Annotated in this window: 24 protein-coding genes; 20 read left to right on the forward strand and 4 right to left on the reverse strand. The window is 57.7% G+C overall.

Annotated elements, in window-relative coordinates; genetic code table 11:
* The first annotated feature begins 722 nt into the window (after window positions 1-722).
* From PbB2_RS11570 to PbB2_RS11650, 17 genes are all read left to right on the forward strand, one after another.
* Window positions 723-2,327 (forward strand): flagellar hook-length control protein FliK, encoded by a 1,605-nt coding sequence (locus PbB2_RS11570; RefSeq protein ID WP_238164988.1) that lies wholly within the window; start codon window positions 723-725, stop codon window positions 2,325-2,327.
* 18 nt (window positions 2,328-2,345) lie between these two features.
* Window positions 2,346-3,023 carry a flagellar hook assembly protein FlgD gene (locus tag PbB2_RS11575; RefSeq protein ID WP_108985483.1) on the forward strand — a complete coding sequence of 226 codons (678 nt, stop codon included), beginning with the start codon at window positions 2,346-2,348 and terminating at the stop codon, window positions 3,021-3,023.
* Window positions 3,024-3,156: 133 nt separating this feature from the next.
* A complete protein-coding gene (locus tag PbB2_RS11580) occupies window positions 3,157-4,548 on the forward strand; it encodes a flagellar hook protein FlgE (RefSeq protein ID WP_108985484.1) in 1,392 nt (463 codons plus the stop codon).
* Window positions 4,549-4,689: 141 nt separating this feature from the next.
* Window positions 4,690-4,959 carry a CtrA inhibitor SciP gene (gene sciP / locus PbB2_RS11585; protein WP_108985485.1) on the forward strand — a complete coding sequence of 90 codons (270 nt, stop codon included), beginning with the start codon at window positions 4,690-4,692 and terminating at the stop codon, window positions 4,957-4,959.
* A gap of 248 nt (window positions 4,960-5,207) precedes the next feature.
* Window positions 5,208-6,821, forward strand: coding sequence for a flagellar basal-body MS-ring/collar protein FliF (fliF, locus tag PbB2_RS11590; protein ID WP_192576311.1), 1,614 nt, complete (start codon window positions 5,208-5,210; stop codon window positions 6,819-6,821).
* Window positions 6,822-7,835, forward strand: coding sequence for a flagellar motor switch protein FliG (gene fliG, locus PbB2_RS11595; protein ID WP_108985487.1), 1,014 nt, complete (start codon window positions 6,822-6,824; stop codon window positions 7,833-7,835). It begins immediately after the preceding gene.
* An 8-nt stretch (window positions 7,836-7,843) separates the two neighbouring features.
* A complete protein-coding gene (locus PbB2_RS11600) occupies window positions 7,844-8,485 on the forward strand; it encodes a FliH/SctL family protein (protein ID WP_108985488.1) in 642 nt (213 codons plus the stop codon).
* Window positions 8,486-8,496: 11 nt separating this feature from the next.
* A complete protein-coding gene (fliN, locus tag PbB2_RS11605; RefSeq protein ID WP_108985489.1) occupies window positions 8,497-8,853 on the forward strand; it encodes a flagellar motor switch protein FliN in 357 nt (118 codons plus the stop codon).
* 85 nt (window positions 8,854-8,938) lie between these two features.
* On the forward strand, window positions 8,939-10,333 hold the full coding sequence (flbD, locus tag PbB2_RS11610; protein ID WP_108985490.1) for a sigma-54-dependent transcriptional regulator FlbD: 1,395 nt from the start codon (window positions 8,939-8,941) through the stop codon (window positions 10,331-10,333).
* A 10-nt stretch (window positions 10,334-10,343) separates the two neighbouring features.
* Window positions 10,344-12,461, forward strand: a complete 2,118-nt coding sequence (flhA, locus tag PbB2_RS11615) for a flagellar biosynthesis protein FlhA (RefSeq protein WP_238164989.1) — start codon at window positions 10,344-10,346, stop codon at window positions 12,459-12,461.
* 12 nt (window positions 12,462-12,473) lie between these two features.
* The gene (locus PbB2_RS11620; RefSeq protein WP_108985491.1) at window positions 12,474-13,826 is read left to right on the forward strand and encodes a flagellar biosynthesis protein FlhF; all 1,353 of its coding nucleotides are present in this window, start codon (window positions 12,474-12,476) and stop codon (window positions 13,824-13,826) included.
* Window positions 13,823-14,650, forward strand: a complete 828-nt coding sequence (locus PbB2_RS11625; protein WP_108985492.1) for a nucleotide-binding protein — start codon at window positions 13,823-13,825, stop codon at window positions 14,648-14,650. The genes PbB2_RS11620 and PbB2_RS11625 overlap by 4 nt, the downstream gene beginning before the upstream one ends.
* 89 nt (window positions 14,651-14,739) lie before the next feature.
* Window positions 14,740-16,896, forward strand: a complete 2,157-nt coding sequence (locus PbB2_RS11630) for a primosomal protein N' (protein ID WP_108985493.1) — start codon at window positions 14,740-14,742, stop codon at window positions 16,894-16,896.
* A gap of 75 nt (window positions 16,897-16,971) precedes the next feature.
* Window positions 16,972-17,646, forward strand: a complete 675-nt coding sequence (locus PbB2_RS11635) for a glutathione S-transferase family protein (protein WP_108985494.1) — start codon at window positions 16,972-16,974, stop codon at window positions 17,644-17,646.
* A gap of 9 nt (window positions 17,647-17,655) precedes the next feature.
* Complete coding sequence (queG, locus tag PbB2_RS11640; RefSeq protein ID WP_108985495.1) at window positions 17,656-18,795, forward strand: tRNA epoxyqueuosine(34) reductase QueG; 1,140 nt, start codon at window positions 17,656-17,658, stop codon at window positions 18,793-18,795.
* The gene (mtgA, locus tag PbB2_RS11645; RefSeq protein ID WP_238164990.1) at window positions 18,792-19,571 is read left to right on the forward strand and encodes a monofunctional biosynthetic peptidoglycan transglycosylase; all 780 of its coding nucleotides are present in this window, start codon (window positions 18,792-18,794) and stop codon (window positions 19,569-19,571) included. Before queG ends, mtgA begins: the two co-directional genes overlap by 4 nt.
* On the forward strand, window positions 19,571-20,419 hold the full coding sequence (locus PbB2_RS11650) for an ATP-binding protein (protein WP_108985497.1): 849 nt from the start codon (window positions 19,571-19,573) through the stop codon (window positions 20,417-20,419). The genes mtgA and PbB2_RS11650 overlap by 1 nt, the downstream gene beginning before the upstream one ends.
* A 432-nt stretch (window positions 20,420-20,851) precedes the next feature.
* On the opposite strand, the gene PbB2_RS11655 is transcribed toward PbB2_RS11650, so the two are convergent.
* The 4 genes from PbB2_RS11655 to PbB2_RS11670 form a co-directional block, all read right to left on the reverse strand.
* The gene (locus PbB2_RS11655) at window positions 20,852-21,955 is read right to left on the reverse strand and encodes a LysM peptidoglycan-binding domain-containing M23 family metallopeptidase (protein WP_108985498.1); all 1,104 of its coding nucleotides are present in this window, start codon (window positions 21,953-21,955) and stop codon (window positions 20,852-20,854) included.
* Between the two features lie 60 nt (window positions 21,956-22,015).
* Window positions 22,016-22,657 (reverse strand): protein-L-isoaspartate(D-aspartate) O-methyltransferase, encoded by a 642-nt coding sequence (locus tag PbB2_RS11660; protein ID WP_108985499.1) that lies wholly within the window; start codon window positions 22,655-22,657, stop codon window positions 22,016-22,018.
* Window positions 22,654-23,418 carry a 5'/3'-nucleotidase SurE gene (gene surE, locus PbB2_RS11665; protein ID WP_108985500.1) on the reverse strand — a complete coding sequence of 255 codons (765 nt, stop codon included), beginning with the start codon at window positions 23,416-23,418 and terminating at the stop codon, window positions 22,654-22,656. The genes PbB2_RS11660 and surE overlap by 4 nt, the downstream gene beginning before the upstream one ends.
* Before the next feature lie 76 nt (window positions 23,419-23,494).
* Window positions 23,495-23,875, reverse strand: a complete 381-nt coding sequence (locus PbB2_RS11670; protein ID WP_192576312.1) for a DUF1761 domain-containing protein — start codon at window positions 23,873-23,875, stop codon at window positions 23,495-23,497.
* 344 nt (window positions 23,876-24,219) lie between these two features.
* On the opposite strand from PbB2_RS11670, the gene PbB2_RS11675 reads away from it, so the two are divergent.
* From PbB2_RS11675 to PbB2_RS11685, 3 genes are all read left to right on the forward strand, one after another.
* A complete protein-coding gene (locus PbB2_RS11675; protein WP_108985502.1) occupies window positions 24,220-25,044 on the forward strand; it encodes a flagellin in 825 nt (274 codons plus the stop codon).
* Window positions 25,045-25,260: 216 nt separating this feature from the next.
* Window positions 25,261-26,085 (forward strand): flagellin N-terminal helical domain-containing protein, encoded by an 825-nt coding sequence (locus PbB2_RS11680; protein ID WP_108985503.1) that lies wholly within the window; start codon window positions 25,261-25,263, stop codon window positions 26,083-26,085.
* 249 nt (window positions 26,086-26,334) lie between these two features.
* Window positions 26,335-26,480, forward strand: a 146-nt coding sequence (locus tag PbB2_RS11685; protein ID WP_478210022.1) for a flagellin N-terminal helical domain-containing protein, incomplete at its 3' end; no start/stop codon positions are given.

A 26,480-nucleotide genomic window follows, 5' to 3' on the forward strand; every position in this document is an offset into this window, starting at 1 on the left:
CGTAGCTGTCATTGCCGCATGGACCCGGCAAATTCTGCAGGGCTAGCGGGTGGTTTTTGCCTGATCTTGCGATATTCCCAACAGCCCACCCTCAAAATCTGATCTAGAATAACAAGTTAAAACAATAACTTGTTACAAGACAGCTTCAGAATGCGCAGGGGTAGTCGCCCAAGCTCTCCATGATCCTTGCAACGCCCGCGCCACTGGCAAGGGTCACGCTAAATTTCCCTCAAAAGGCCACGCTGGTGGCAGGTCCAGACGATAAAGTGTCCGCGGGGCAGCTTTGGCCTGTCACTGGGCAATCTATGCCGCACCCGGCGCAAAAGTCTGCCATTTACTCTCGGTTAATTCAAATTAAAATCAATACAAAACAATGGCTTATATGATTTTCTTCTGAGGCGCTCGCTGGCACGGCCCTTGCAGACTGGTTTGGCCTAAGCTGCGGCATGACGTGCAGCATGATCTAACCAGGGGACGCGTGGATGGAATTTGTGGGGCGTGCAATCGACGTGACGGCAGACATGACTGCTGGACGCCGCGCCACATCTGCGCGCCAGAACACTGATGCTGGTCCACAATTTGAAGACTTATTGGCCGAAACTGTAAACGCGTCTCAGCCGACACCCCATTCTGAGCGTGCCATTGACGCGCAGCCCGCCAAAGCTGACCGACAGCAGGAGCCGCCAATGCAAGCAGGCACAATCAGCGCAGACAGCACAAACATGTCAAAGCAAGACGTGCCTTTGTCCAATAAGCCCTTACGTCCTGTTGGCGCACAACAACCAAGCTCAGAGCCTGTCCAGACAAGCCAAATCGACCAAGACGTGCTGCAGTCGCCAAATAGCCAGACCACTGAACCGCAGCCAGCACAGGCCGCCAAACCAGCCAAACCAGCCACGCCACCCGAATTTGCCAATCTCGATCCAACCATCCTCGGCATGGAAGGCCAAGTGCTGCCGCAAAATCCGGGCTTCGTGCCCCCAGTTCTGCCGCTTACGGGCCAAGCCGAAAAGCAGGCCAGCGCGGACCCTGATCTTATGTCGACGAGCGGACAGGCCCAGACCAGCGTGGTTATCACACGCGAACAAGGGCTTATGGTGGCCCAATCTGTGCTGAAAGCGGGTGAGCTTACCAGCGACGGCCTGCCCGTGCAGCAGCAATCCCAAGCGGAGATGAGTGGCACTGTGATCCCGGCCGCAGGCAAAGATGCTGGCCTGCAAGTCCAGTCAGCCACAACCCAGCCAGCCACAACACAGAAATTAGCTGCCCAGGTCTTGGCCGCTCAAACGCTGGCGTCGCCAACCGTGGCCATAGCTGCAGCCCAGACCGTCCTGAACCAAGGCAAACCAGCAGATGCCTCTTTGTCCGTGTCGGCCGGGGAAACTGATACACCTGGACCGATAACGACGACGGCTAGCCCCGTTCAGACTGCCCAAGCCAACAATCCGGCCACCCCAAGCACCCCGCCTCAGACTGCGCTCGTCGATCCAACCGGTCAGATCGACCTCAATGCCCCTGCAAGCCAACGCTTTTTTGAAGCGCAGAATGGCGATGTACGATCTGCAAAGCCAATCCTGACACAGAACGCACAAGCGGCCATTACCCCTGATACGGGGGTGGTGGCTAATCCAGCCACCGGTTCGCAACCAGGAGCCAATGTCTCACCCGTCCCCGTCCCGACGTCGGCCACGCCGCCCGCTGCAAGTGGAAAAGGCGGCTCAAAGTCAGGAACTGAAGAGGTGGGCGGCACCACGCAAACAGCGCATGTGACCATGGCCCACACGGACGCGGCAAGTGGCGCTGGGGCCTCAACCGAAGCATCGGGGTCTGCGCCTGCCACCGACAGTCAAGCCCGCCCTGCCAATTTGCCACCACACACGATTCCAATGCTCGCGGCGGCGATGATGCGCCGCATTCACAATGGAATGAAGGAATTTACGTTGCGGCTAGACCCGCCTGAGCTTGGTCGTGTCGATGTGCGCTTGACGGTGAGTGAAGACAAGAAGGTGCGGGCTGTTGTCACCACTGACCGACCTGAAGCCTTGGTTGACCTCGCGTTGTCGGCGCGTGAATTGACACGCGCGCTTCAAGATGCCGGGCTTGAGTTGGAAGATAATGGCCTGACCTTCTCGATGAATGACCCTGGCAATAGTCAGCAGCAGGCCCAAGGTGAGCGTAACGAAACAGGTTCATCCGCACAGGCACGCAGCCGCCTTGACCGCCAAGATGCCGAGCAGCACGAGGCCACCTCGACCCGTCCGCCTATCCCATCATTTTCAGGTCCCGTTGAGCGTTGGCAACGGGCCCGTATCACTTTGACCGCGTAATCCCAAAGGAAAAGTTCGATGACAACCGTGAACACCACGACCCCAACCAACGCGGCAGCAAGCCAGACCGCATCGACTTCCCGCACGACACTGGCCAATAATTTCGAGACATTTTTGACGCTCTTGACTGCCCAGCTCAAGAACCAGGATCCGCTCTCGCCACTTGATACAAAGGACTTCACCAATCAGCTGGTGCAGTTTTCTGGCATCGAGCAACAGATCAAAACCAATGATCTTCTGACGTCGATGAGCCAGACCACCAAATTGAGCGCGGGGGCCACGGCTGTGGCCTATCTGGGCAAGGAAGCGACCGCGACTTCGGCTCTGGCAGCTACCACCACGAATGGCGGCACCGCCAGCTGGCGTTATGAACTGCCAAGGTCTGCCACATCCACCACATTAAAAGTCATCGACACACGTGGTCGGACCATCGCGACAGTGGCTGGAGAAACCTCGACCGGTGAAAAAGTTTTCAACTGGAACGGCAAGGATCAGGCAGGCAATCCGGCTCCGGCTGGCACCTATCGTCTGGAGATTAATTCGACCGGGGCTGATGGCCGAGCCATTGCAGGAACAATCCGTCAGACAGGCCTGATTACCGGGGTAGACCTGTCTGGAACCACACCAACCATCACTTTGGCCGGGGCGGCGGTGCCCTTGTCCTCCGTGATTAAGATAGGACTGCAAGCAAACTAAGAATTTTGCTAAAAATGCAGGTGTAAACCTAAAAATCAACCAAAAATCAACACTCCAGACCTAATGTCTGGCACACTTATTCGGGCAGAATGCTTCCTAGAACAACCAAAATGACAAGAATCAGGAGCATGCAATGTCGATCAATAACGCCATGCTGGCGGGGGTGTCTTCTTTAATCGCCAATTCGAGCGCGATGGCGATCGTTTCGGACAATATCTCCAATGTGAATACCACCGCGTTTAAGCGCAACCGGGCCGACTTTACCCGTTTGGTAAACCCCCAAAGCAAAAGTGCGACCTATAATGCGGGCGGTGTCTCAGCCTCGACCCGACAATTGGTTCGCAACCAAGGCAATTTGAACACCACTGGAAACGTGACCGACTTGGCGATTTCCGGCCAGGGCTTCTTTGCTGTGACGACCGAGGCAGCTGCTGGTTCGGCGGTGAACAATGTTGCCTTCACGCGGGTCGGCTCGTTTGCAGCCAATGATGATGGCAATTTGGTCAATCAAGCTGGCTATTTCCTGCAAGGCTGGCCAGTCAATGCCGATGGCAGTGTCACAACGAGCCCCAGCGATCTCAGCCTGCTGCAAACGGTCAATATCTCCTCGATCAGCGGGACAGCGACACCCTCGACGATTGCCAAAATCAACGGCAATTTGAAGTCGACAACGCCTGTCTCAACAGCCGTGTCAGGCGGGACATATAATGCAGCGACCAATAATATGGCCTCAGGTGCGGTCACCGCTGATGCCAATTGGTCGTTCCAGATCTATGACAGCCAAGGCGGATTGAAGACTTTCAATGTTGGCTTGCTCAAGAGCAGCACAGCCAATCAATGGCTGGTTGAAATTTACGCCTCACCAGCCAGCAACATCACCTCGGGCGCACCCTTGGCGAATGGTCAGATTGCCACGGGCACCTTGGCCTTCACCCCCACTGGACAACTCGATACGACGGCGACGTCGCCAGCCTTGCTGGCAGGGTTCAATCTGGGCGCTGCCGCTGGTGCAGCACCTGGTGCCGGAGCTGCCAAATGGGCAACTGGAACGGGCCTAGCTGCGCAGACATTCCGGCTCGATCTGGGCCAGATTTCAGGAACCGGCGGCGTCAGCCAATTCGACAGCCCGACCGCAATCAGCTCGACCACGACCGACGGGGCCCTGTTTGGCGATGTAGCCGGGGTGGAAATCACCAAGGACGGCTTTGTTTCGGCGACGTTTAATAATGGGATCAGCCGCAAACTCTACAAACTGCCAGTGGCGACCTTCGTTAATCCTGATGGCTTGCTCGCCGATCGGGGTGGCGTGTACCGGCCGACAGGGGATTCAGGGGCCTTTAGTTTGAAGGATGCCGGCCTTGGCGGGGCTGGCAATATCGCCTCATCAAGCCTGGAATCGTCCTCGGTCGATTTGGCAACCGAATTCTCCTCGATGATCATCGTGCAGCGCGCCTACAGCGCCTCGTCGAAAATCATCACGACTGCTGACGAAATGCTCGACGAAGTCATCCGTATGAAGCGCTAAGCCTGAAAGGCTGAACGGTCGACTACGGCATTGAAACGAAATGATATGCCGTAAGTCATTCAAAATTAAGCGTGTCGTTTAGCGCGCCCTTAAATCGAAAGGCGTATCTTTTCCTTGTGAACAAGATATGGAGGTGAGCACATGGTGCACGCCATGCAAAGGGAATTATCGGTAACCGGCCCGGAGGGGACCCCCCTCACGTTGGCCAGTCTGCCACCCCCGAACACCGAACGGTGGGTGGCCCGGCGCAAAGCCGAAGTGGTTGCTGCTGTCAAAGGCGGCTTGCTGAGCTTTGAAGATGCTTGTGCCCGTTATCGTATTACTGCGGAAGAATTCCTTGGCTGGCAGCGTCAGGTAGACCGTCACGGGCTGCCAGGACTGCGTGTCACACGTATTCAGAGCTACCGTTAAGATTCAGGCGACCAGCCGAAATTAACGTGTCTTTTACCTAACACCCGGAAAAAGCTGCCTAGCAGGCAAAAATGACCGAGTGGCCTTTCAGGGCTGCCCGGTCGTTTTGCCGCCGGGCAGGTCCGCGACAAACGCCATTTTCTGGCGGTTTCAGCACCCTCCCGGCTCGGGAATATCGGGGTTTTTCTCGCGCGCGACCTGATTCGCGTTCCTGAAGAACCAAGTGGAGCGGGTCGTTGGAACGATTAGTGTCGATTTTGAAATCTGCAGGGCCAGCCAAGTTAATGGCTGCCTTTGCCGTTACGGCCTTGGTGGCAGCCGCTTTGTTTGCCATCATGTTCCGCGTCGGGGCAGAAGAACGCTCGCTGCTCTATTCTGATCTGTCGGCCAAGGATGCGGCTGCGGTCACAGAAAGCCTGACAGCAGCCAATGTCGATTTCCAATTGTCGCCTGATGGGTCGAGCATTTTTGTTCCCCGCTCAAAAGTTGCCGAAGCCCGGATGCGCCTTGCTGCCGACGGCCTGCCCGGCCAAGGCTCAATCGGCTATGAAATCTTTGACAAGCAAGATGCGCTCGGTGCCACAAGTTTTGTTCAGAATGTCAATAAACTGCGGGCGTTGGAGGGCGAACTCGCGCGGTCTATCGACAGCCTTGATACGGTAAACTCCGCACGGGTTCATTTGGTCATCCCCGAAAAGGCCCTGTTCCAAACCAGCAGCGAACCCCCAACGGCCTCCATCGTGGTGGGGCTTGAGCGTGGCTCTTTGTCAGAGAAGCAGATCAATGCGATCCGTAGCCTTGTGGCTGCCGCTGTCCAAGGTCTGTCGCCGGACAAGGTCACCATTCTCGATGATCGGGGTGAACTTCTGGCTGGGGCCAGCATTGGCGCAGATGCGTCGGCTGCGGCGATGGATGATCGCACCACCCAATATGAAGAGCGCCTGCGCCGTCGCTTGCAGGAAATCGTCGAGGGCATTGTTGGTCCAGGTGCGGCCCGTGTGCAGGTATCAGCCGACCTCGACTTCAGCCAAGTAACGAAAACAGAAGAGAATTTTAACCCAGACCAAGTTGCACCCCGCTCAACGCGGACGATTGAAGAGGTTGCGGCAGACAAGGCCAATGACCAAGGCGTCACCCAGGCGCAGAACGTGCCCGACGGCCAGACCCCAGGTGCAGCCGGAGGTCAGGAATCCAATTCCAACCGCACCGACGAAACCGTCAATTATGAGATTTCCAAAAGCACGCGAACCGAAGTTATCTCGCCGGGCAAAGTGACGCGTCTGTCTGTTGCGGTTGCGGTTGATGGGGTATCAACTCCGGCAGCCAAGGCGGGTGAAGCCCCCAAATGGGCAGCCCGTCCCGATGCCGAGATGAAGCAGATTTCTGCCCTGGTTGCCTCGGCTGCCGGCATCAATGAAGAGCGTGGCGACAAAATCGAAGTGGTGAATGTGCGGTTTGCGCGGGCCGCTGCGGATGCAGGCAGCAAGGCACCTGGCCCATTTGCCTTTGACAAGAATGACATCATGCGCGGGGCTGAAATTCTGGCGATGACGCTGGTGGCAGCCGCCCTGCTCTTCTTTGTCGCTCGGCCGCTGGTCAAAGGTGTGTTTGACTCCTCGAGCGGCGGTATTGCTGGTGCGCCCACAGGACTGCCCGGGTCCAATATGTCCTTGGCGGGTGGGGGCGCAGTTGCTGGCCTGCCGGGGGGTGAAAACATCGTGACCGGAGATGAAAGGGTCGACATTGCCCGCATCCAAGGCTCGGTAAATGCCAATGCCATGAAGCAGGTGGCCCAGATGGTGCAGGAAAATCCTGAGCAGACCGTCTCAGTCATCCGCGCTTGGCTGCAGGAGCGCCGATAGATGGCTGCGATTGCCTCGCTCAGTGAATTGCGCGGCGCAGAAAAAGCCGCCGTCTTCCTCCTGGCTCTGGGTGAAGACCACAAAGCGCTGTGGGAATTGTTCGACGAAGAAGAGATCAAAGAAATCTCTCAAGCCATGTCCAATCTGGGCAATGTGCAATCGGAAGCCGTGGAAGAATTGGTGGTCGACTTCATCGGCCGCATCTCCAATACCGGCGCGGTGATGGGGTCTTATGAACAGACCCAACGCCTCTTGGCCTCCATCCTGCCACCCGAAAAGGTGGAAGCCATCATGGAGGAAATCCGCGGTCCGGCGGGTCGGACCATGTGGGACAAATTGGGCAATGTGGCTGAGACCACCCTGGCCAATTATCTAAAGAACGAATATCCCCAGACCGTCGCTGTGGTGCTTTCGAAGGTGAAAGCCGACCATGCAGCACGCGTGCTGTCGGCCTTGCCAGATGACTTTGCGCTTGAGTGCGTCAACCGCATGCTGCACATGGAGCCAATCCAGCGCGACATCTTGGAAAAGATCGAGATTACGCTGCGCAATGAATTCATGAGCAATCTTGCGCGTACGTCCAAGCGCGACAGCCATGAGTTGATGGCTGAAATCTTCAACAATTTCGATCGCGCCACCGAAAACCGCTTCATCGGTGCCCTGGAAGAGCGCAACCGCGAAGCTGCCGAGCGGATTCGCTCACTGATGTTTGTGTTTGAAGACCTGAAAAAGCTCGATCCCGGCGGGGTGCAAACCTTGCTGCGTGCTGTTGAAAAATCCCAATTGGCTCTGGCGCTGAAAGGTGCCTCCGACGAACTCCGCAATCTGTTCTTCACCAATATGTCCGAGCGGGCGGCCAAAATCATGCGTGATGATATGGCCTCCATGGGTCCTGTCCGACTGAAAGATGTCGATGGTGCCCAGTCTGGCATGGTGCAGATCGCCAAAGACCTCGCCCAGCGCGGGGAAATCATGCTGGCCGAAGGCGGGCGTGACGATGAACTGATCTATTAAGGTTCGCCATGTCCCACACCAACCGCCACCATTTCGAGCCCATGTTTACCCGCTCTGGATTTGCCCCCCCGAGCGGATCGGCGCGCCGCAAAGCGCTGACCGAGGAAGATCTGGCCGCTGCTCGCGCCGAAGGTTTCGCCCAAGGCGAGCAATCTGAGCTTGTCCGCGTCGAACAAGCCACCAGCGAAACCCTCCGCGCCATTGCCCATATGATGCAGATGATGCTGGGCCGACTGCATGATGAAGCCCATTCCCTGCGTGCGGATGCCTTGGACGTCGCCTTGGTGGCAGCCCGGTCGATTGCCGGCTTGGCACTGGAAAAATACGGTGCCGACCGGATTGAAGCTGTTGTCAGCGAGGCGGTCAGCCAATTGCGCGACACGCCAAGACTGGTGGTCAGGGTTTCACCGGACTTGGCACCTGTGATCGAGGATCGGCTCATTGGTTGCGCCCGCGAAGCTGGCTTTACCGGCGAAATCGCGATCCGAGCCGATGCTGAGGCCCAGATTGGGGACTGCACACTCGACTGGGGCGACGCCCGCATTATCCATGATCGGGCCGCAACTTTGGCCACGATTGAAGCATCCGCCCGACATTGGCTCGCCTCAGCAGATGCTGAAGGCTTGAGCCTCGACATCAACCCTAACTGAGGAGGCCTGATATGGACGAAAACAACGAGTCCTACGACCTGCCCGATATTTCCGAGCTTGATCCGCTGCCTGCGGAAGACGTTGTTGCTGAACCCCCGCAGCAATACACACGCTCAGCGACTGATCTGGCACCGGTGTTCGATGTACCCGTCAATATTAAGGCGGTGCTGGGTCGGGCCACGATGGATGTGGCATCCTTGCTGAAACTGGCACGCGGATCGCTGATCGAGCTGGATCGCCGCGTGGGGGAAGCCATCGACATTTATGTCAACAACCGTCTGGTCGCCCGTGGCGAATTGGTGGTGGTCGACGAACGTCTGGGCGTGACCATGACCGAAATCATCAAGGACAATGACACCAATTCTTAATTCTGGCCGCCCGTTCGAGGGCGGCTGACAGACCGGCTAGCCGGTCAAGCCGTGAACAACACGCTCAGGCGTGAGGAGACTGAAAATGCGAGTTTTGATCGTCGGAAACATGAGCGGACAGCTCGCCGTCGCATCCAAGATTGCGATGGATCGCGGGGCCAAAGTCTTTCAGGTCGACTCGATCGGACAAGCCACAGCCACCTTGCGCAATGGCAAGGGCGCTGATCTTCTGCTGGTTGATGTCAGCCACGACATTGCCGCACTGATCGCGCAGAATGAGGCCGAACATATCATCGTGCCCGTGGTGGCCTGTGGGGTGTCAACAGACCCCCGAACAGCGGCCAATGCCATTCGTCAAGGCGCGCAGGAATTCCTGCCTTTACCGCCTGATCCTGAGCTGATTGCAGCCGTCTTGGCGGCGATTTCTGATGACCAACGTCCCATGATCGCCCATGATCCTGCGACCAAGGCGGTGATCCAGCTGGCTGAACAAATTGCCCCGTCTGATGCCAGTGTGTTGATCACGGGGGAAAGTGGGGTCGGCAAAGAAGTTATGGCCCGCTATGTGCATCAGAAATCGCGCCGTGCTGACAAGGCCTTCATCAGCGTGAATTGTGCGGCCATTCCTGAAAATCTGTTGGAATCTGAATTATTTGGCCACGAGAAAGGTGCCTTTACCGGTGCTCTTGCCCGGCGCATCGGCAAGTTTGAAGAGGCCGATGGTGGCACATTGCTGCTCGATGAAATCAGCGAAATGGATATACGCCTGCAAGCCAAATTGCTGCGCGCCATACAAGAGCGCGTGATTGATCGGGTGGGTGGATCAAAGCCAGTTCCTGTGAATATTCGCATTCTGGCGACGTCCAACCGCAATCTGGCCGAGGATGTGCGGGCAGGAAAGTTCCGCGAAGACCTCTATTATCGGCTCAATGTCGTCAATCTGTGCCTGCCACCACTGCGCGAGCGGCCTGGCGACCTCGTGGCACTCTCAACGCATTTTGTGAAGAAATATGCCGCTGCCAATGGCCTCAAACCAAAAGGCATTTCCAATGCCGCTTTGGAAGCCATCAAATCCAATCCGTGGCGCGGGAATGTGCGGGAACTGGAAAATGCCATGCACCGGGCGGTGCTGCTGTCTGCCGGCCCAGACATAGAGGTAGCCGACATTCGCCTGCCTGACGGCTCAGCCCTGACCGCAACAAGCTTCGGCAGCGGCCATTTGGCCACAGCCAGCCAAGCCATTCTGGCTGCCCAAGCGGTGCAGACGGCAGCCCCCAATCTGGTTGGTCGCACCATCGAGGCCGTCGAGCAGGAAATGATCCTCGACACATTGAAACATTGCTATGGCAACCGTACGCATGCGGCCCAAATCCTCGGCATTTCAATCCGCACCCTGCGCAATAAGCTCAAACTCTACACCGATGCAGGTATTGACGTACCAGCACCGGGCGTGAACGAGCCGCGCTTTGTCTATGGGTGAGCCATAATCCATGACCGACACATCCGCAGGACTGGGTAGCCCCCCCAAAGCCCCCCGATTCAATCTCTCCACCCTGTTTGCTGGCGTCATGACCGGTCAGGTGTGGATGGGTATTGGGGTCGTTGGGCTGATCGTCCTGCTGATTGTCCCCCTGCCGCCCTTCTTGTTGGACTTCCTACTGGCAGTGTCAGTAACAAGTTCGGTCCTCATTCTGATGACGGCCCTTTTCATCAAGAAGCCGCTCGAATTCAGCGCCTTTCCAGCTGTGCTGTTGGTGGCAACGCTGTTTCGCCTCGGGCTGAATATTGCGTCAACCCGTCTGATCCTCAGCCACGGACACGAGGGACCAGATGCGGCCGGTGAGATCATCGCTGCCTTTGGCGACTTCATCATGGGTGGGAATTTCGTCATCGGCATTATTGTTTTCATCATTTTGGTGATCGTCAATTTCGTCGTGATTACAAAAGGTTCAACCCGGATTGCCGAGGTTGCAGCCCGGTTCAGCTTGGATGCCATGCCCGGTAAGCAAATGGCCGTGGATGCGGATTTGTCGGCAGGCTTGATCAATGAAGAAGAGGCCCGCCGCCGCCGCAAGGAGTTGGAAGGGGAAAGCAATTTCTTCGGGGCGATGGACGGTGCTTCCAAATTCGTGCGCGGTGATGCCATTGCGGGCCTCATCATCACAGCCATCAATATTATCGCCGGCATGATCATCGGCATGGCTCAAGAGGGCTTGAGCTTTTCAGAAGCCGGCAGCACCTACACCCAATTGACAGTTGGTGATGGTCTCATCAGCCAGATTCCGGCTCTGATTATCTCGCTGGCAGCGGGTATGCTGGTGGCCAAGGCCGGCGTGGATGAGGCCGCTGAAACCGCCCTTGCCCGACAATTGGCTGGAAGCCCTCAGGCCTTGGGCATGGTTGCTGCCACGGCCTTCATTGCTGGCCTGTTGCCCGGCATGCCTTTGATCGCCTTCTGGCTGATTGGTGCTGGTGCCAGCTATCTGGCCTACAAATTGTGGCAAGCCGATGCGAACAAGAAGTTCAGCGACGATACCGCCGCCCATGATGCGGCCAATGCCCCGGCGAAAGCAGAAGAAGATGAGCCGATCGCCAGCGCCTTGTCGATTGATGAGCTGAAAATTGAACTGGGTTATGGGCTGCTTGCCCTTGTCAATGATGTGCATGGACGCCGCATTACCGACCAGATCAAAGCCCTGCGTCGCCAGATCGCTCAAGAATTGGGCTTTGTGATGCCCGCGGTGCGTATCCTTGATAATATGGCTATTCCCAACAATGGCTATTCAATCCGCGTCAAGGAAATGGAAGCCGGGGAAGGCGAATTGCGCATTGGCCATCTTTTGGTGATGGACCCAGCCGGGGAAACACCCAACCTGCCGGGCGAGCCCTGCAAAGAGCCCGCCTTTGGTCTGCCAGCTGCTTGGGTTTTGGAAAATCTACGCGAGGAAGCCGCTTTCCGGGGCTATACGATTGTGGACCCCGCGACCGTTCTGACCACCCATCTCACCGAAGTGGTCAAGGACAATATGGCCGAGCTGCTGTCGGTGGCAGAAGTCCAGCGCCTGATGAAGGAATTGTCGAAAGAGCATCAGAAGCTGGTTGAAGACACCATTCCCAGCCAGGTGTCTTGGGCGACTGTCCAGCGAGTCCTGCAAAGCCTGCTGCGCGAGCGTGTGTCGATCCGCGACTTGGCCGCGATTGTTGAAGCAATCTCGGAAGCTCCAAATCTGGATGCTGTGGCATTGGTGGAACATGTCCGGGCCCGTCTGGCACGCCAGATCTGCTTCCAAAATCGCAGTCCCGATGGTGCGCTGCCCATTCTGGCGCTTTCGCCGAAATGGGAACAAACCTTCGCGGACTCCATCGTTGGCGAACGTGGCGACCGGCAATTGGCTATGGCACCCAGCGAAGTCCATGAGTTTGTTCAAGCGGTGCGCGTTGCCCTCGACCGGGCGGCGCAAACCGGAGAGATTCCGGTGATCCTGACCTCTGGCGGCATTCGGCCCTATGTGCGATCGCTCATTGAACGCTTCCGCGCTCAAACCACGGTCATGAGCCAAAACGAAATCCACCCCAAGGCCAAGCTTCGTACCTTGGGCAGCGTCTGAGGCTGATCAGACATGCGGGTCCACACCTTCTTTGCCCCGACCCTACCCGAGGCGATTGCTCAAGTGCGGTCTGAGTTGGGACCCAAGGCCGTGGTCTTGAGTTGGCGCAACACGCGCGGCGGGATTGAGATTAGCGCCTCGACTGAAGGCAAAGTACGGCCCAAGGCCGCCCTGCCGCAAAGCCCAGCCGACAAAAACCCAAGACCAGACCGCCCAGCTCAGGGCGAGACATTGGCCCAGCACTTCAAGCCCGAGGACTTCTTGACCGAACCGGCCCCCAAGCCGGTGCGGGATCCAACCCCACAGGCGCAAACGCCCCCCCCGGCGGCATCTCCCACTGCGCAGAAGTCCGCCCCAATTTCAGGGCGCGGGGCAGCCGCCTTGCTCGGTCGTCAAGGCGTTCCAGCCAGAGCGCCTGCGGCACCAGTTGCCGCAGAGCCCAAGCGCGCCGAAGGCGCGCCCACCAAATCCGTCAACCGACCAGCACCGGTCGCCGCACAACCCTCGGCCACCAAAATTGCGGGCAAGCCCGCGCCTGCAAAGGCTTCCTTGCCTCAACAAGCCCCACTGCCGCCCAAAGCAGAACCAGCGCCAGAAATTGTTGCGCCCTCGCGCTTGGCCTTGTTTTTGGCACGCGCCGGTCTGAGCCGGGAGCAAGCGATGGCCATGGCGGTCAGTGATCATCCCCAATTGCGCCATGGTTTGGCAGAGACTTTTGCCGAGAAATTGACATTTGACCCGATTGAGGCCGCCCCGATGCGGCCCTTGGTTCTGGTCGGACCGCCCGGTGCTGGTAAAACCGCAGCAGTCGCCAAGCTGGCCGCACGGGCCTTGGCGGTCGGGGCCGAGACCCTGCTGATCTCGGTCGATAGCGAACGTTGCGGTGGCGCTGAACAATTGGCTGCGATGGCAACGCGACTTGGCACCGGGTTTGAGACCGCCACCACCATGCAGGATCTCTCACGCTTGACCAAGCAAGCCCGCCAAGCTGGCCATTGTGTGCTGGTGGATGCGGCAGCCGCTAGCCCCATGCAGCCCGCCGATATGCGCGCGACCGCGCGGCTGATCGATGATGTTGGCCTTGAGCCCATCCTCTGCATTCCCGCCGACATGCGATTTGAAGACATGTCCGATCTGGTCCAAGGGTTTGCCACCTTGGGAACCCGCCGCGCGATCGCAACCCGCTTTGATCTGACCCCGCGCCGCGCCTCTGTGCTTTATGCTTTGCACTTAGCCGACATGGCACTGGCGCAGATTTCTGCCACACCTTTCATTACCGGGGGCATTGCAATCGCCTCTGCGCACCGCGTTGCCGCTCTCTTGATGGAGCCATTTGACGATCTTTCTGACGGGACTGCTGCATGAGCCTTGAATCATCCATTCTGTCCTTTCCCACCCGCAAGCCACCGGGGCGGGTTGTCGCGGTCGCCTCGGGCAAAGGTGGGGTTGGGAAGACCTTTGTCGCAGTCTCATTGGCGCGGGCTTTGGCCGAGCACGGAGAGCGTATCCTTCTGGTTGATGGCGACCTTGGCCTCTCCAATGTCGATATCCAATTGGGCGTACAGCCCGATTTGACCTTGGCCCATGTCATGAACGGCGAGGCAACCTTGGCTGAAGCCGTCATGCGCATTGCGGGTGGCGCCACAAGCCCCGGTGGCTTTGACCTTTTACCTGGAAGCCATGGCATCGCCAGCTTTGCCGATCTCGCCGAGCGGGAGGTTCAGCGCGTGGCCGCTGGCATTGCGGCTTTGAGTTTCTCGTATGACCGGGTGATTGTCGATCTGGCCGCTGGCATTGGGCATGCCATGCTGAAACTGGCCGCCGACGCTGATGATGTGCTGATTGTGGCCCTTGATGAGCCCGCCTCGCTGACCGATGGCTATGCCTTTGTGAAGCTGTTGAAGGCCCGCCGACCGGCAGCCCGCATTGGCGTGCTGGCCAATCGGGTGAAGAATAAAAAGGAAGCTGACCGCATTCATCAGTCCTTTGCCCGGGCTTGTGGCTCTTGGCTCGGATTTGAGCCGGGCCGCGCGGGGGCCATCCACGAAGATCAGGCGGTGAAAACCGCCTTGCGTGCTCAGATGCTGTTGTCCCGGCATGCCCCGACCGCCACCGCCTTGGGCGATATTGAGACAGTGGCAGAACTTGTGCGCTCAGGCGTTGCCTTTGAAACCCGCATCGCCGCTTAAGGGTCCCCGTTAATCCCCTTTGGCCGCGCACAATAACGGGCTGAACCTGCCCCCTGCCCAAGTCCGGCGTGCTGGCGTAGGAAGGAGCTATGGCGCGTGTCTCTGTCCTCCTTCCTCTGCCCCTGCCTGAAGCGTTCGACTATGTCGTCCCGCCGGAGATGGTGCTTGGCCTCGGCGATGTGGTGGATGTGCCTTTGGGGCAGAATGTGCGCACGGGCGTGGTGTGGGCGCTGAAACCTGATCAGGATGGCAGTAATCTCAAGCCAGTCTTGAAAGCCTATGGCTGTCCGCCTTTGAGCGGGCCATTGCGCCAGTTTATCGACTTTGCCGCCCGCTATCTGGTCACCCCACCGGGGCAGGTTTTGGCCATGGTCTTGCGGCAGCCTGATGCATTGGGACCCGGGCCATTTGAACGCCTGGCATTGGCAAGCGGGGTGGTACCTGATCGGTTGAATGACGCGCGTGCCCGTGTGCTTGAACACGCCCAACAGCCGATTGCGCGCGCGGCATTGGCCAAAGTGGCCGGGGTGGGCTCTGCGGTTGTGACGGGCCTTCTCAAGGCCGGGGCCTTGCGTGAAATTGAACGCCCCGTCGATCTGCCCTTTGACATACCCGATCCGACGCGCCCTGCCCGTCCCTTATCAGACATTCAGGCCGATGCCGCCCATCTGATCGGCAAGGCTTTGGCCTCAGGCGGGTTTCAGCCCTTCATGCTGGATGGGGTGACAGGCTCTGGCAAGACCGAAGTCTATCTGGAAGCGGTCGCCAAGGCGCTGGTCGATCAGCCCGATGGTCAGATCTTGGTTCTTCTGCCCGAGATCGCCTTGACCCAAGCCATTGTTGCCCGGTTTGAGGACCGCTTTGGTGCAGCCCCAGCTCAGTGGCATTCCGATATCGGGCCGGCACAGAAACGCCGAACATGGCGGGAAGTTGCTGCCGGGCGCGCCCGTATTGTCATCGGTGCCCGCTCTGCTCTGTTCCTGCCATTTGCGAAACTGTCACTCATCATCGTGGATGAGGAACATGATACCAGCTTCAAGCAGGAAGATGGCCTGCGCTATCATGCCCGCGACATGGCAGTTGCACGCGCCAAGTTCGAGCAGGCCACCATCATATTGGGTTCGGCGACACCATCATTGGAGACACGCCTCAATGCCGATGCTGGTCGCTATCAGCGCTTGGTGCTGCCCAGCCGGTTTGGATTGGCCCTTTTGCCCGAGGTTGATCTGATTGATCTCAAGGCCCACCCCCCTGAGCGCGACCATTGGCTGAGCCCGCTTCTGGTGCAGGCCATGGCAGACACATTGGCCCGACAAGAGCAGGTGTTGTTGTTCCTGAACCGGCGCGGCTATGCCCCGGTGGTCTTGTGCCGGGCTTGCGGGCATCGCATGAAAGCACCCGATACTGAATCCTGGCTGGTCGAGCACAAATATTCCAATCGATTGGTTTGCCACCTCACCGGCTTTTCCATGCGCAAACCCGATGCCTGCCCCAATTGCGGTGCCAAGGACGGGCTGGTTTCGGTTGGCCCGGGGGTTGAACGGATTGCCGCAGAGGCCGTTGAGACCTTTCCGGATGCCCGCATCGCCATCTTTTCCTCTGACACGGCCCATAATCCCCAAGCTGTCCGCGAGCTTGTGGGACGGATGGAAGCCGGTGAGATTGATATTCTGATCGGGACCCAGATCGTCGCCAAAGGTCATAATTTCCCCAAGCTGACCCTTGTTGGCGTGGTTGATGCCGACTTGGGACTGAAAGGTGGCGACCCGCGGGCGGGTGAACGCACTTACCAGATGTTGAGCCAAGTCGCCGGGCGGGCGGGGCGGGCCGATCGGCCAGGCCGGGCCCTGATCCAGACCCATTATCCTGACAATGAAGCCCTTCAAGCGCTGGTCATGGGCGACCGCGAGGCCTTTATCGAGGCCGAAAGTCTTGGCCGTGCCGCAGTCGGAGCCCCTCCCTATGGCCGGATGGCCGCCCTTCACATCATGGCCCAAACCGACGACGCCGTCGATGCAGCAGCAGAGGCCGCCAGTGCCGCCTTGTTTCCCGCCGAGGGTGTCGAGGTCTGGGGCCCTGCCCCGCCCCCATTGGCGATGATACGCGGTTGGCGACGCCGCCGCTTCCTGATCCAGGCCAGCCGAGAGGTCGATTTGTCAGCCTTCATGGCAGCCTGGCGGCGCGGCTTCAAAGTTCCGGGCAGTGTGCGCGTGGCCATCGACATGGATCCCCATTCGTTTCTGTAACACAAGGTGGATGCGCGCTGAACTGCCTGTTGGCTGAGATTGACCTCGCCTCCCACTGCGCACAAAGAGACAGCCATGCTGCTTGTTCATGCCCGAACCTTAGACCCATTGTCGCGCGCCGTGCGCCTTGCGCTGGGCGAGAAGCGTGCGGTCTTTCATGTGCGTGAGGTGGCAGCTTTCGAGGCCGATGCCCAATTGGCTGCCCTATCACCGGATGGCATGACCCCGGTTCTGGTCGATGATTCCTGGGGCCATGGGGCGACGATTTCAGAAGCCTTGGCGATTTTTGAATATCTCGAAGACCTGCTGCCAACCCCGCCGCTCTTGCCCGGTGGTCCGCTGGAGCGCGCCCATGTGCGGACATTGACCATTCGCGCCATGCGCACTTTGGGCCCAGTCGTGGATGCGGTTGTTCATGAAAAGGCCCGCAAGGCCCTTGCCCGTGGTGGCCCGCCCGAACCATCGGTGTTGCGCACAGCAACCCAAGCTGCCAGCCGGACTTTGGACGAGATTGGCCGCGCGGCCGAAGCTGAAGGCTGGATCGGGGGGAAGAAACTCTCCATCGCTGACATGGTGGCGGCTGCCCACTTTTCTGTCCTTGATTTCCTCGATGCGGTGAGTTGGGCCAGCGCGCCGGCGGGTAAGGATTGGTATGCGCGGCTCAAACAGCGCCCCGCCTTCAGGCCGTTGCTGGGCGACCTGCTACCGGGTGTTTCTGCCCCAGCCCATTATGCTGATTTGGATTTTTAGGGGGCGGTTGTGGCAAGCGCGCCCCGCACAAAACCAACCCTGACTGCAGATCAGGTCAAGGCTCTGGCGCAAGATCATGGCTTTGACGTGTGCGGGCTGGCCGACGCGCGGGCACCGTGGGAGGCAGGAGCCCGCCTGCAAGCCTTTGTGGATGCGGGTCACCATGGAAGCATGGACTGGATGGAGACCACTTTGGCGCGGCGCAGCCATCCCACCGCCATGTGGGCGGGGGCACGTTCGGCCATCATGCTGGGGGTCAATTATGGCCCCGACACCGACCCGATGGAAGCATTGACCAAGCCAGACAAGGCCGTGCTGTCGGTCTATGCTGGGGGTGATGACTATCATGATGTGATCAAGAAAAAGCTCAAAGCCATGGCAGGCGAGCTGCACCGGCTGACGGGGGCAGAGGTCAAAGTCTTTGTCGACACCGCCCCTTTGATGGAAAAGCCCTTGGCGGCTTTGGCCGGTCTTGGGTGGCAGGGCAAACACACCAATTTGGTGTCGAAAGACTATGGCTCGTGGCTGTTTCTGGGCGCAATTCTGACCGACTTGCCCCTTGCCCCCGACCAGCCGAGCCTGGACCATTGCGGGCGCTGCACCGCCTGCCTTGATGCGTGCCCCACTGAGGCTTTCCCCGCCCCCTATCAACTCGATGCGCGTCGCTGCATCTCCTATTTGACCATCGAGCATGACGGGCCGATCCCACGCGCGTTTCGAAAGCCGATGGGCAACCGCATTTATGGCTGCGATGATTGTCTGGCTGTGTGCCCGTGGAACAAGTTTGCGCAGACCGGAAAAGAGGTGCGGCTGGCGCTGCGCGACACACTCCGCGATCTGTCTCTATCGGACTTGGCGTTTCTCGATGACGCGGCCTTTCGCACTCTGTTTGCCAAGAACCCGATCAAGCGGATCGGCGTGGCCCGCTTTCTGCGCAATGTGGCGATTGGGCTGGGCAATAGTGGGCAGGCCTCTCATGTGCCCGCCGCGCGGCATTTGAGCCAGCATGAGAACCCCCTCGTGCGTGGGGCCGGGGTGTGGGCATTGCAACAATTGTTGCCTGCAGGGGACTTTTCAGCCTTGGCCAAGACCAGTATGGCCCAAGAAGAAAATGCCTCGGTCCGCGCCGAGTGGGGGCAGACACAGTGAACACGTCCAAACGTATGCCCATGCAGGCAAGCTCCAACCGCAGCCCGCCGCGGCGTCCACCGCCGCCCAGCCCGGACAGCCGTCCGCCGGTCAGTATTTGGAAACGGCTGGGGCAGATTCTGCTGATCCTCGCGGTCGCGCCCATTGTCTTGACCATGATCTATCGTTTTGTCCCCATCCCCGGCACAATCCTGATGATAGAGCGCACCTTGCAGGGCAAGGACGTGCGCCGCAATCCGGTGGCCCTGCGCGACATCAGCCCGCATCTTGTTGCCTCAGTGATTGCCGCAGAAGACGCCAAATTCTGCAGCCATCACGGCTTTGACTGGGTGGCGATCAATAAGGCGCTTAAGAGCAATGAGCGGGGGCGGAAACTGCGCGGGGGCTCCACCATCAGCCAGCAGACGGCCAAAAATGTCTTCCTCTGGCCAGAGCGATCTTGGGTGCGCAAAGGACTTGAGGCAGGGTTCACCGTGCTGATCGAGACCCTCTGGCCCAAGGAGCGCATCATGGAAGCCTATCTGAACGTGGCCGAGTTTGGCCCCGGTATCTTCGGGGCAGAGGCCGGGGCACGCTATCATTTTGGCAAATCCGCCAGAAATCTCACGCCCATGCAGGCCGCCCGGCTCGCCGCCATCCTGCCCTCGCCGGGCAAATGGAGTCCGACCAAGCCCAGCCGCCGGGTGGCGCGCAAGGCCAATGGCATTGTCAAAGGCGCGCGCATCATCCGCGAAAGCGGTCTGGCATCCTGCGTGCCCACTGGGAGAGCACGCTGATGGGCGAAGAACGGGCCCTGCTTGAGCGCATTGCCCAAGCGTTGGAGCGACTAGCCCCACCCCCGGCGGCTTTACCAAAAACCGCCGACGGCAACGTCTTTGTCTGGCAGGGCAAGGCCCGCCGCCTGCGCGCCATCGACAATCCGCGCCGCGTTCCATTGGCGCTCTTGCTGGGTGTGGACGTGCCGAAAACGCGCTTGCTGGAGAATACGATCCGCTTTGCCGCGGGCCATCCGGCCAATCATGCCATGTTGTGGGGCGCGCGCGGCACAGGCAAAAGCGCTTTGGTCAAAGCCGTACATCAGGCCGTGGCCCAGACACAGCCGGACCTCAAACTCATTGAGATCAGCCGCCAAGATCTTGCGACCCTGCCTGATCTGGCCGACCAAGTAAGCGAGGCAGGCTGGCGGGCCATATTGTTTATTGATGATCTCTCATTTGAAGGGTCAGACGAGGGCTATAAGGCGCTGAAAAGCATCCTTGATGGCGGTGTATCGGGAAGTCTGTCCAATCTGTTGGTCTATGTGACATCAAACCGCCGCCACCTGATCAACCGGCCTGATGGGTCCCAGCATGAGTTCAGACCTGAAGAAACCGTGGAAGAACAAGTTGCCTTGCCCGAACGCTTTGGCCTGTGGCTTGGTTTTCACGGGCTTGATCAACCAACGTGGCTGGCCATCATCCACAGCTATGCTGACAAGCTGGCACTTGATGCAGATGATCCCGAGCTTGAACGCAAGGCCTTGCAATGGGCAGCCCAGCGCGGGGCACGCTCTGGTCGCAGTGCCTGGCAATTCATCATTGACCGCGCCGGGGAATTAGGCCGTCCGATCCAATTTGAGGATTAAGACCCACCGGGGCGTCGCGCGGCCCTCTTTGTGTATCAGCGGCACAAGGTCCCCTTTCGGCTTCGCCGTCCGGGATGACAACGTGGTGGGTTTGGCTTTTCTACTTGGAACCGTTTGGTGAAACCCGTGTTTCACCAAAACGGATGGTTGAGTTTGAGCACGACATCTGGGTCGTCACGTGCGCAGCTTTGCTGCGTCGCGGTGCGATCGGTTTTCACAGAAAACCGACACTTGACCACCCTGATGTCGCAGAAACAATTGGGTTTGCGGTTTGGTGACCACACTGGTCATCAAAGCGCTTCCAGACAAAAATCTTCTCTAAACGATGTCATCCCTGCTCTGCGCTATCGCTTCGGCGGGGATACTTTGGGAAGCCAAAACCCTGATCCGAGGGCGGATACATCCATCGGATCGCACGGGGCCGAAGGCAATTTATGTCGGGCTTGCAGGGCTTGGACCCAGAAACGGAACTGGATCAACGGGCTTGGTTGCATGACGGACTTGAAAATGCAGGCGGGGTGAATTCGCGCGGCCGGTTTGGCCAACTTGGCCAATGACTTGGCCGCGAGTCACCGTTTGGCCCTCTCGGACGCTGACCGAATTTGCATAGGCATAAGCAGTCATATAGTCGCTGGAATGGCGGATGAGCACCAGCCAGCCATAACCGGCCAGCTGATTGCCGACATAAGCGACCGTTCCAGGGGCAGCCGCCCGAAACGGTGTGCCGGTGGGGGCTTCGATCTCAATGCCGTCAAGGACACGCAAATCTCGCTTGGTACCAAATGTCTCCACCAATTTGCCACGCACGGGCCAAATGAAGCTAATGGCGCCCGGCGAAGACGGACCAGACGGGGCTGGAGGCGTTGGATTTGCCGAGGCACTGGGCGTTGCAGGAGCTGGCGTGGTTGATTTGGTCTTCGGTACTGGGGTCTTGGGTGCCGGGGTCTTGGGAGAGGTTTGGACAGGCCGTTGCACCCCAGACGGTGCTGCCTTGGGCAATGCGGCAGGCCGTGGCGTTGGCGCGGGGCGCAATTGGCCGGGACTCGTCCCACTCACCTGACGGCCAGCAGCCATTTCGGCAGCCAGAAGATCAACCAAATCCTGGGGCTCAAGGCCGGTGAACTGATCGCGCACAAGGGCTGGGAGGATCACTTTTTGGCCAGGTCTGACTTTTACTGGGCGGGGGAACCGATTGAACACGGCCAGAGAACGCTCATCGACCTGATAGCGGCGGGCAATGTCAGCAAATGTCTCATTGCGCGCCACCACATGGACTTTGAGCGGGGGCAGTTTGAGAACTTGACCCGGCGTGAGTGCATAAGGTGGTTGCAATTGATTGACCTGGATCAGGCCAATAATTGGTGAGCGGGTGCGCTCGGCAATCGAATAAAGCGTCTCACCACGCATCACACGGGTTTCGGTTGGCGGATTAAGCGGGTCAAACGCGGCAGTTCCCGGCGCGGGCTGGGCGACCAGCACCGACCCCGGGCTCAACAGGACCGCAAGGATCATCAAGAAACGGGACAGTCCGCGCATGGGCCCCGATGTGACATAACATGGTTAATCAGGGGTTTCTTCAAGATCGGCTGGGCCAAGCTAAGCGTCGCGCGCCACACCGGGGAGAAGGGGCACAAAGCGCACATCCATCAGGGCTTCTTCTTCAAACACGCCATCATCGCGCAACCGATAACGCAACAATTCCTGGACCGCACCTGCGCCAACCGGAGCCACGAGAATCCCCCCCGGAGCCAATTGGGCCAAAAGCGCATCGGGCCTAAACGGCGTGGCACAGGTGAAAATGATGCGGTCGAACGGTCCCTGATCCGGCCAGCCTTGGCCACCATCGGCACATTTGGAGACAATGTTGGTCAGCTTCAGGGCTTCATGGCGGCTCTGAGCCAAACGCAACAAGGTGCGATAGCGTTCTAAGGTGAATACGCGCCGGGACAGCTTCGCCAGAATGGCCGTCTGATAGCCAGAGCCAGTCCCGATTTCCAGAACCTTCTCCCGACCGCTTAATGACAAAGCCGCCGTCATCACCCCAACGACATATGGCTGTGAAATCGTCTGGCCGCATTCTATCGGCAAGGCCGCATCTTCCCAAGCCCTGTTCTCAAATCCTGCGGACATAAAGACTTCGCGCGGGATGGTCTCAATGGCTTCAAGCACGCGTGAGTCGGTCACCCCAGCCTGACGCAGAGCCAAAACAATGCGGGCGCGTGCATCAGATTGGGTCATGCCTGCAACACCCGTCGCAAATCTGGAAGGACACCATGTTCTGTCATATCGATATGGAGTGGCGAGACCGATATGCGGTTCTCATAGATCGCCAACAGATCAGACCCCGCCGGAGGTTTGGACAATTTACCGCGATAGCCGATCCAATAATAATCATTGCCGCGTAGATCGGCCCGACGGTCGATTTGGTGGATTGATTCATCACGGAAGCCTTGGAAGGTGGCTTCGATACCTGTAACATCCTCCGGCTCACAGTCTGGGAAATTTACATTCATCACCACACCGCTCGGCCAAGGTGCGGCTAGCAGCTTTTGCACAAGCCCGGGTCCATGTGTTTGCGCGGTGTGCCAAGCAATCGGCTGACCGACCCGGAAGTGAACCGCCTGAGACAGGGCAATCGCGGGTATTCCCAGTTGCATGGCCTGGACGGCAGCCGCCACAGTCCCCGAAACGCTGGTATCTTCAGCCAGATTTTGTCCCCGGTTTACACCCGATAGTACCAGATCAGGCTTCCCACCCGCGACCAATTCATCAATGCCCAATAAGACACAATCGCTGGGCGTCCCAGAACAGGCAAAGCGACGAGGACCAATTGTGCGCACACGCACCGGTTCTGTAAGGGTTACAGCACGGGAAGCCCCAGAGCGTTCAACTTCAGGCGCGACGACCCAGACATCATCACTCAAACGATGGGCAATGGCTTCCAGAACAGCCAAGCCTGGTGCATGGATGCCGTCGTCATTGGAAATCAGGATGCGCACGCCGGAGGTCCCTCACCGGTCAGAATCAGTGGTTATGGCGACGGGGTATCACTTAACCTGCCAGCGTGCGAGCCTCTTAGTCGGCAGCTTTCAGTCCGCCCAGCACCAATCCGGCAATCCCGCCATTAGCCAATAGATGCACGGAGTCTAACACCAGAAGGCCGACCGGCTCATTCCCATAAGCAAAGTTGTAAAGCCGACCGCCGACAAGAAAAAACAAGCCGATAATCAGCCCGAAACCCAATCCTGAGCGCCAATCCCCCACACCACGGCCTTGCATTAGAATACCTACCCCAAGACTGATCATAATCGGCATGATTGGACTTAATGCCATGCGCCAGCGTTCAGGAGCCAAAGTCTCGGCAGTATAGCCCGATAGTGCCATCCATTGTGCGGAAAACAATGCTCCATAGATCAATGCTCCGACAACATAAATCAAGGCGGATGAAATAATCAATGGGATAAGCTTTATGCCAACCACCCTCATGTCAAAGTTCCCCTTCGAAACACGCGATATTAGCAGGTCGATGCCTCATTCATTCCACTCAATTTAGGACAAGTCCAGCAATTAAATTGCCACAAAACAAAAACTAAAATAATTTTTCAACCAGAGGCAGAGTACTCACAAGAAACCAGATTTTTGAAACTTGAATTTTTATCTGCAAATTATCCAGATTATTCATTTGTTTACTATGTTTCATAACAGGCCGTTTAGACATGATTGCTAGCCTGACACGGTATTCAAAACGAATACAGCCTGCTGAATGCAGGTGACCAACCTAGTATGGATGAGGGCGAAAAATGCTCAGCGTGAACACAAATCAAGGTGCCATGGTTGCACTGCAAACATTGAACAAGACCAATTCTGACCTCGACAAAACTCAGAATGCTATTTCAACCGGCCTGAAAGTCGCCACCGCAAAAGACAACGGGGCCATCTGGGCAATCGCCAACAAAATGCGGTCTGACGTCGGTGCTTATGACCGCGTCCGTGAATCCACCGATCGCGCGGCCTCCATTCTCGACACCGGGATTTCGGCTGGTGAGAGCATTATGGAATTGCTCAACGAAATGAAAGGCAAAGCGCTTGCGGCTTCCCAAACGGGTTTGTCGGCATCGGCCCAAGCTGCGCTGGCCGCCGACTTTGCCCAGCTGCGCGATCAAATCACCAGCGTTATCAATAATGCTGTGTTTGACGGTGCCAACATGATCGCCGGTACACCAAACAATGCCGTCGCATTGGGTGATGCGAACGGTGCCAACAACATCACAGTGAACGGTGCCAGCTTGGCATTGGCCGGCACAATTGTAACCGTAACCGGAACATCCGCTTTGGATACCGCCGCCAACGCCGCTACCGCCCTCGGCTTGGTCAATACATCAATCACCAACCTCGGAACCCAATTGGCCACCTGGGGCGCAGGTGCCAAGCGCTTGGAAGTGCACCGTACTTTCATCGGTAAGCTGCAAGACGCTTTGAGCAATGGGATCGGGGCGATTGCGGATGCTGACCTCGCCAAGGAAAGCGCCAAGCTGCAGGCCTTGCAGACCAAGTCCCAGTTGGGGATCCAGGCTCTGTCGATTGCGAACAGCTCGTCACAGTCGGCACTGTCGCTGTTCCGCTAAACGCATAAATAAAAAACTGAAAAATCCAAATTGGCCCAAGCAAACTTGCTTGGGCCTTTTTTTCATTTTTTCTGGAAAATATCTCTGTTTTTTCGTTAGTTAGATAAAATTGTATATAGATATTATAAAAATGTTTCACACGCTCTGATACTCTGTCCACGGTCAAAATGATCAGTGCACAAAACCTGTGCATTCTGTGAGTGAAGGAGATCAAGAATGATCAGTGTCAATACCAATTCCGGCTCAATGATTGCCTTGCAAACCTTGAACCGGACCAATGACCAATTGGACAAGACCCAGAACACCATTGCGACGGGTCTGAAAGTGGCTTCGGCCAAAGACAATGGCGCATTATTCGCCATTGCCAATAAAATGCGCTCGGACGTGTCAGCCTATGACCGAGTGCGGGAGTCCGTTGACCGGGCTTCTTCCATCCTCGACACCGGAATCGCTGCCGGGGAAAGTGTGATGGAATTGCTCAATGAGATGAAGGGCAAAGCTTTGGCCGCCACTCAGCCTGGTCTGTCGACCTCGGCTGCGAACGCGCTCAATGCTGACTTCACCCAATTGCGTGACCAGATCACCAGTATTGTTGCCAATGCGGTGTTTGACGGGGCCAATATGATTAAGGCCACGCCCGACAGCGCCATCGCCCTCGGCGATGCATCGGGAAGCAACAACATAACCGTAACTGGGGCCAACCTGTCGCTCGGCGGCGCGGTGGTAACCGTAACGGCTACTCAAAGCGTTGACACAACCACAAACGCCAACACAGCATTGACGAACGTCAATGCGTCAATCACGGCTTTGGGGACCCAATTGGCGACTTGGGGTGCTGGGGCCAAGCGCTTTGACGTCCACCGCACCTTTGTCGGCAAGTTGCAAGATGCGCTGAACAATGGCGTTGGGGCTATCGCAGATGCCGATCTGGCCAAGGAAAGTGCCAAGCTGCAAGCGCTGCAGGTCAAGCAACAATTGGGCGTGCAAGCCCTGTCAATTGCCAATGGCTCTTCGCAAACGGCTCTGTCGCTGTTCCGCTAAACCCAAAATAGCCTAACACTATGAAAAAGGCCTGAGATATTTAATCTCAGGCCTATTCTATCTAAAACAATCATATACTGCACATTATTACATTTTCGTGATCTAAATCCATTACATTACTGACAGTTACATAAAATTTTACCAATCACGATCACGAAACCTCATGATCTTCGGCTTAGTTTTGCGGCGGGCCCGAATGGCCTGCATGTCTGAACGACATGAAACAAGTACTCGTTTCGGAGATCAAGAATGATTAGCGTCAACACCAATTCCGGCTCAATGATTGCCTTGCAAACCTTGAACCGCACCAACGATCAGTTGGATAAGACCCAAAATACCATTGCAACGGGTCTGAAAGTGGCTTCGGCTAAAGACAATGGTGCATTGTTTGCCAT

It is taken from the genome of Candidatus Phycosocius bacilliformis (genome assembly GCF_003112735.1).
GTDB lineage: Bacteria > Pseudomonadota > Alphaproteobacteria > Caulobacterales > Aquidulcibacteraceae > Aquidulcibacter > Aquidulcibacter bacilliformis.